The following is a 6507-nucleotide window of genomic DNA, read 5'->3' as shown; positions in this document are numbered from 1 at the left end:
GTGCAGGTTAAAGTGGCTACGTTCTTCCTCGGTGAAAGCGCTGCCTTTGTTCAGCAGCGGAAATTCCAGCAGAATCGGGCCGGCGTAAGGGATGTAGAGCGGGCGTTTGCTTTCGTATTCTAGTTCCATCAGTTTTACTCTTCACGTATCAGATAACTGTATTGCCGACGATCCTAAAAGATAAAGAGAAGATGTACAGCATTTGTTGCCCGATGATGAACCAGGTTGGCGTAATTATCGACAATCAAATGATTTTTTAACTAAAGAAAGTGTCTCTGGCGGCGTCGGGGCATTGTATTTGGCGGGCGGGGCTGTTAACGGCGGAACCGGATGGCCCCGCCGTGGCGCGTTTAGAAAGCGGCGCGGCTGACGTTTTGGCAACCCAGCGCCGTCAGGGTGGCGCGGGTGGCGTCCCATTGGCTGATGCTCGCGTCCTGCGGTTCGGCCAGGACGGCGCGACGGATAGCCCGGCAGTCGCCGCCGGAGAGGTTCAGCAGGATCAGCGCGGCCTGCAGCGGCGGCAGGCTCGGGTTAAAAGCGGCGTTTTCCGCATAGCGGCCGGCGTAGATATTGCCGTCTGCCGTTTCCAGCGCCACGCCGCTGTGGGCGTTGCTGTACGGCGCGTGGCTCCGGTTGGCCGCCGCCAGCGCCGCTTGCGTCAGCGCATCGTTCAGCGGCAGTTGATGCCCGTGATTGACCTCGTCCATCAGCAGTGAAGCGACATCCAGATCTTTCGGGCCGAAGGCGTCCGGCAGATAGTCCGCCAGCGTGGCCGGCGCGCGGCCAGGCAAACGGATTTGCAGCGCGCCGCCGCTGTTCAGCTCATTCATAAACTGGCGGCAGTGGCCGCACGGCGTATAGTTGACGGTGATCGAGGCCAGCGCTTTTTCGCCGCGCAGCCAGGCGTGAGTCACTGCGCTTTGTTCCGCATGCACGGATTGCTGCAGCGGCGCGCCGCTGAATTCCATATTGGCGCCGAAATAGAGATTGCCGCTTTGCCCGCGCGCGATGGCGCCGACGTGGAAATGCGATATCGGGGTTAACGAGCAGGCCGCCGCCAGCGGCAGCAGCGCGAATGCCAGCGCGTCATCGTCCAACCCGCAGCCTGAGCGGATCGCCGCCGCTTGCTCGGCCGTGAACATCGCCGGAAAGTCGGACGCGTCCAGATAGGGCTGCAGGGCGGATTGCAGTGTCGCGGGCAGTGCGCTGAAAGCGGTGTGAAAACGCGGATGCATAGAAAGTCTCTCTACGGGTTAACGGGATAACGGGATAACATTCTAGGCAGGCCAGAGACATTAAAGTGTGATTAATGTCTCTTAATTAATGAAATTAATGCAATTAAATACATAAATGCGAGATGTATCGCAAGTTTCACCCTGATCAACCGAACAGATGCAGCAGCACCGGAAACACAAACGGCGCCAGCAGCGAGGTGATGATGCCGCAGATGACCAACGCCAGCGAGCCGAAGGCGCCCTCCTGATAGTCCATCTCCGCGCAGCGCGCGGTGCCCAGCGCGTGGGAAGCCGTGCCCATCGCCAGGCCACGCGCCGAGGGGGTGGTGATTTTCAACAGGTTGAACAGCGTGTGGCCGAACACGGCGCCGAGGATGCCGACGAAAATAACGCAAACCGCGCTGATCGCCGGAATGCCGCCGAGCGAGTCCGCGACGGCCATCGCGATCGGCGTAGTGACCGATTTCGGCAAGATAGAGGCGGCGATTTCCGGCGTGGCGCCCAACCACAGGGCGATGGCGCCGCCGCTGATCATGGCGGTCAGGCTGCCGATGAAGCACACCGTGATAATCGACTTCCAGCGTGCGCGGATTTGGTGCAGCTGCTCATAGAGCGGGAAGGCCAGCGCGACGACCGCCGGCTGCAGCAGATCGTTGAGGATTTTGCTGCCCTGAAAGTAGCGCTCATAGGGAATGCCGGTGAGCAGCAGCAGCGGGATGATCACCGCCATGGACACCAGCAGCGGGTTGAGCAGCGGCATATTCAGCTTGCGCGCCAGCCAGCGCGCGCCGAAATAGACCGCCAGCGTCAGCGGCAGCGACCACCAGATTTCGTGGATCATGAGTTGCCCTCCGTGTCGTCGGGCTTGCCGGCGATGCGGCGCTCGCGATGAAAATAGTGTGAGGTATAGCCGACCACCACCAGCACCATCAGCGTGCTGATGAGGCAAGAGATAACCAGCGGGCCCAGATGCGCGACGATCTGGTCGTAGTATTTCATCACCCCGACGCCGATCGGCACGAACAGCAGCACCATATAGCGGATCAGCAAATGGCAGCCGGGTTTAACCCATTTGGCCGGCATAATCTGAGTTGAGAGCAGGGCGAACAGCAGCAGCATGCCGATGATGCTGCTGGGAATGGCAAACGGCAGCAGCGCCGCCACCGCGTTGCCGACGCACAGACACAGGTAGATGAGGAGCAGGGCCCTTAGGTATTTCCAGCACAGTGTGAGCACGTTGGCCATTGTCTTTTCCCGTTTAACTGATGTATTCATCATACAATTAAACTGTGAGCCATGCCACAGATCGCACCATGAATTCTCGCTATGGGTGCTATGCCCGAGCGGCGGGTTGACAGCCCGTATTGGCCGCTGCCTGCGGGATCAGCGTACGTCTTCGGCCGCCGCCGCCGCGTGTTCTGCCAGCCGGTGGCCGAGGAAGAAAAACAGCAGGCTGAGCAGGGCGGCGGCGATCAGCATCACGAACATCAACGGCGGCGCGGCATAGCTGAGCAGCACCCCGCACAGCACCGGGTTGATGGCGCCGCCCAGCGCGCTGAGGTTTTGTACCCCATAGTAGCTGCCTTTCAGGTGCGGCGGCGCGATAAAGTCGATAAACATGTATTCCACCGGGATAACGATGATTTCGCCGAGGGTAAACACCGCCATCGCCGCCAGCCATAGCCAGACCGCCTGGCCGGCCGCCATGAAACCGAGCAGCCCGACGATGAAAAACAGCGTGCCCAGCACCAGCCAGCGCAGCATGTTTTCCTGGCGCATGCCGCGGCTGAGCAGGTATTGCAGGGCGATGACGATGCTGGCGTTGACGATCATCACCAGCCCGATGATTTTGTAGGCGAACTCGGCGCTGGAGACGGTGATCAGATACTGCGACAGATAGCCGGTGAACTGACCGAACACCACGGCGCCCAGGGTGCTGCCGAGGGTGAAGTAGATCAGCCGCCGATCGCTCCGCAGGATAGTCAGCGTCTGGCGGAAGTTGGGGAGCGCGGCCGGTGCGGCGGCGGCTGGCGTTGCGCGCTGTTGCCGGCCGCGCAAGCGCAGGCTTAGCGCCGCCACCGTCGCCAGCGCCAATCCGCCCGACAGATAAAACGGCAGCAGCGGGCTAAGCCCGGCCACCAGAACGCCGAGCGCAGAACCGATCGCCCAGCCGACGTTGACCAGCGTGTAGTTGATGGAAAAAGCCTTGATGCGCTGCTCAACCGGCAACCCGTCGGCGAAACAGGCCTTAATGGTGATGCTTAGCACCGAATAACAGGTATGCAAGATGGCCAGCACCACGATCACGCCGCCGGGGCGCGGGATCCAGGGAATGGCGAAAAAGCTCAGCGCAAACAATACAATCGACAGCAGGATCAGGCGGTTTTTGCTGAATTTGTCCACCAGATAGCCGCCGTACAGGCTGGCAAGGATGCCGAGGGTCAGGCTGACGCCCAGGATCACGCCCACGCTCTTCGGCAGCAGATGGAAATGCTCGGTGAGGTAGATGGTGATGAACGGCAGCGTCACGCCGCGGCCGATGGTCAACACCAGCGAACTGGCCAGCAGCATGTTAATCAGCGAGGGGAATCCCTTCATTCGAAGCCTGTTTATGCATACAGTTATTGGGCGATGCAGATAACATAGCGTATTTTGGCGAGGACGGAAGGGGAAAGCCGATAATTAGTTTAAAAACAGAGGCTGCGTCGGCAGCCTCGTCAAAAACAGCATTATTTACCGTGTTCGGCCTGCAGCGTGGCGAACCACGGCTGAACGAAATCGCTGCTGGTGCCCCAGCCGGGGATGATCTTCGCCAGCCCGGCGACGTTGACCGGCCCCGGCTGCGCCAGCAGCAGCGCCTGCGGAATGACCGCCGCTTTGAATTGATAGCTGTCCGGCGTGCTTTCCCCGGCGATCTTGTTGGCCACCAGGCGCAGGTTGACCGCGCCGATCAGCTTCGGATCCACCGCCACGCTGACCTGCCATGGGCTGCCGGCTTCGCGCATCAGCTGCAAGTCCTGGTTGGAGATGTCGATGCTGTACAGTTTGATTTCGGTGCGGCCGTTCTCTTTCAGCGCCTTGTAAGCGCCCTGGGTGAAAGCGTCCCAGGTGCCCCAGATGGCGTCAATCTTGCCTTTCGGGTATTTCGCCAGCACCGCACCCACTTTATTGGCGGTATCGCCCTGCACGTCGGATGAAACCGCGCCAATCGATTCCAGCTCGTGAATGCCCGGATGCTGTTTCAGCAACTGCTGATAGGCGGCCTGGCGGCGCTCCATCGGCGGGAAGCCTGCTACCCAGAGTTTGATGATGTTGGCCTGGCCGTTGAAATCCTTCACCAACTGGCCGAACGAGGCGTTAGCCAGCGAAGCGTCGTCCTGCTGCGAGACGGTGACGCCGGGAACGTGGCCGCCGACGTCGGTATCGAACGCCGCGACGGCGATGCCGGCCGCCGCGATGCGTTTAACCAGGTCGGTGGAATAGGGGGCTCGCCCCTGCGAGAGAATAATGCCGTCATATTTCTGGCTGATAGCCTGGTTGACGAAGTCCTGGAAGCGCGCATCGTCGCCGTTGCTGAGGAAGGTGTCCACCTTGAAGCCCAGCTTGCGCCCTTCCTGAATGGCGCCCGCCAAAAATTGCGTGGTGTTGTCGTCGGATCCGAGGTTGCGGATCACCGCGATGCGCACCGGCCCCTGATGTTGAGCGATGGCGGCCGGCACGGCGGCGTTTTCCGCCGCCTGCAGCGGCAGGGCGGCCAGCAGACTGAGGGCGAGCAGCGAAGTCTTGAGGTTTTTCATTATTATAGGCTCCAAAAAAGCAGGGAAACGATCCCGGTGAAGGTCTGTTATAGCAGTCTTTCTGTCTGGACGTCTATTCTGGGTTTCGGAGCATCATAGCCGGATGCGGCGAGCAGGGGAATCAGGGCGGTTATGACTTTTTCTTCATGCTTATAACGTGGGGATTGGGGCATAAAAAAAGGGCCGAGCAAGCTCGACCCTCCCTATGCCACGCATCTGCGCGATTACTTGACCTGCATGCCAGGCTGCGCGCCGCTGTCCGGGCTCAGCAGGAAGATCTCTTTCCCACCGGGGCCTGCCGCCATCACCATGCCTTCTGAAATGCCGAAGCGCATTTTGCGCGGCGCCAGGTTGGCGACCATGATGGTCAGGCGGCCTTCCAGCGCTTTCGGATCCGGGTAAGCGGAGCGGATGCCGGAGAAGATCTGGCGCGATTCACCGCCCAGGTCCAACTGCAGTTTCAGCAGTTTGTCGGAGCCTTCGACAAAGTCGGCGCTCTTGATCAGGGCGATGCGCATGTCCACCTTGGCGAAGTCGTCGAAGGTGATGGTTTCCTGAATGGGATCATCGGCCAATGGACCGGTCACCGGTTTAGCGGCGGCCATGTCTTCCTTCGAGGCGTTGACCATTTCGCTGACCTTGTCCAGATCGATGCGGTTGAACAGCGCTTTGAACGCGTTCACCTGATGGCCCAGCAGCGGTTGCGGGATCGCGTCCCAGCTCAGCTCGGCGTTGAGGAACGCTTCGGCGCGCTCGGTCAGCGAAGGCAGCACCGGCTTCAGGTAAGTCATCAGCACGCGGAACAGGTTAATGCCCATCGAGCAGATGGCCTGCAGATCGGCATCGCGGCCTTCTTCTTTCGCCACCACCCACGGCGCCTGCTCATCCACGTAACGGTTGGCCAGATCGGCCAGCGCCATGATTTCGCGGATCGCGCGGTTGAACTCGCGGCCGGCGTAGGCTTCGGCGATGCTCTGCGCCGCGTCGACGAAGGTCTGGTACAGCGCCGGATCGGCCAGGCTGTCGGCCAGCTTGCCGCCGAAGCGCTTGTTGATAAAGCCGGCGTTGCGTGACGCCAGGTTCACCACCTTGTTGACGATGTCGGCGTTCACGCGCTGCACGAAGTCTTCCAGATTGAGATCGATGTCATCAATGCGTGAAGAGAGCTTGGCGGCGTAGTAATAACGCAGGCAGTCGGCGTCCAGATGCTGCAGGTAGGTGCCGGCCTTGATGAAGGTGCCGCGCGATTTGGACATCTTGGCGCCGTTCACCGTCACGTAGCCGTGCACGAACAGGTTGGTCGGTTTGCGGAAATTGCTGCCTTCCAGCATCGCCGGCCAGAACAGGCTGTGGAAGTAGACGATGTCCTTGCCGATAAAGTGATACAGCTCGGTGGTGGCGTCTTTGCGCCAGAACTCGTCGAAGTCCAGATCGCCGCGCTTGTCGCACAGGTTCTTGAAGGAACCCATGTAGCC

General features: G+C 60.4%; 6 protein-coding genes. All 6 read right to left on the bottom strand.

Features of this window, described 5'->3' with window-relative positions; all coding sequences use genetic code 11:
* Positions 1–350: 350 nt before the first annotated feature.
* Positions 351–1235, bottom strand: coding sequence for a cytidine deaminase (cdd, locus tag ADK28_RS22025; protein ID WP_048796659.1), 885 nt, complete (start codon positions 1233–1235; stop codon positions 351–353).
* Between the two features lie 145 nt (positions 1236–1380).
* Entirely contained in the window at positions 1381–2076 is a 696-nt protein-coding gene (locus tag ADK28_RS22020; protein ID WP_016928446.1) for a CidB/LrgB family autolysis modulator, read from the bottom strand.
* A complete protein-coding gene (locus ADK28_RS22015) occupies positions 2073–2480 on the bottom strand; it encodes a CidA/LrgA family protein (RefSeq protein ID WP_048796658.1) in 408 nt (135 codons plus the stop codon). Before ADK28_RS22015 ends, ADK28_RS22020 begins: the two co-directional genes overlap by 4 nt.
* Before the next feature lie 138 nt (positions 2481–2618).
* Positions 2619–3833, bottom strand: coding sequence for an MFS transporter (locus tag ADK28_RS22010; protein ID WP_048796657.1), 1215 nt, complete (start codon positions 3831–3833; stop codon positions 2619–2621).
* A 131-nt stretch (positions 3834–3964) separates the two neighbouring features.
* Entirely contained in the window at positions 3965–5032 is a 1068-nt protein-coding gene (locus ADK28_RS22005) for a sugar ABC transporter substrate-binding protein (protein WP_048796656.1), read from the bottom strand.
* Positions 5033–5256: 224 nt separating this feature from the next.
* Positions 5257–6507, bottom strand: a 1251-nt coding sequence (metG, locus tag ADK28_RS22000) for a methionine--tRNA ligase subunit beta (RefSeq protein ID WP_048796655.1), incomplete at its 5' end; no start/stop codon positions are given.

Origin of the sequence: Serratia sp. 506_PEND (assembly GCF_001076875.1) — a bacterium.
In the GTDB taxonomy this organism is placed as follows: Bacteria; Pseudomonadota; Gammaproteobacteria; order Enterobacterales; family Enterobacteriaceae; genus Serratia; species Serratia marcescens.
The sequence above is the reverse complement of the archived record's forward strand: the minus strand, read 5'-3'. Positions and strand labels throughout refer to the sequence as shown.

Bases quoted from the DNA above. Each gene is read 5' to 3' on its own strand.
- cdd (WP_048796659.1), bottom strand. From the start codon at position 1,235: ATGCATCCGCGTTTTCACACCGCTTTCAGCGCACTGCCCGCGACACTG.
- ADK28_RS22015 (WP_048796658.1), bottom strand. From the start codon at position 2,480: ATGGCCAACGTGCTCACACTGTGCTGGAAATACCTAAGGGCCCTGCTC.
- ADK28_RS22020 (WP_016928446.1), bottom strand. From the start codon at position 2,076: ATGATCCACGAAATCTGGTGGTCGCTGCCGCTGACGCTGGCGGTCTAT.
- ADK28_RS22005 (WP_048796656.1), bottom strand. From the start codon at position 5,032: ATGAAAAACCTCAAGACTTCGCTGCTCGCCCTCAGTCTGCTGGCCGCC.
- ADK28_RS22010 (WP_048796657.1), bottom strand. From the start codon at position 3,833: ATGAAGGGATTCCCCTCGCTGATTAACATGCTGCTGGCCAGTTCGCTG.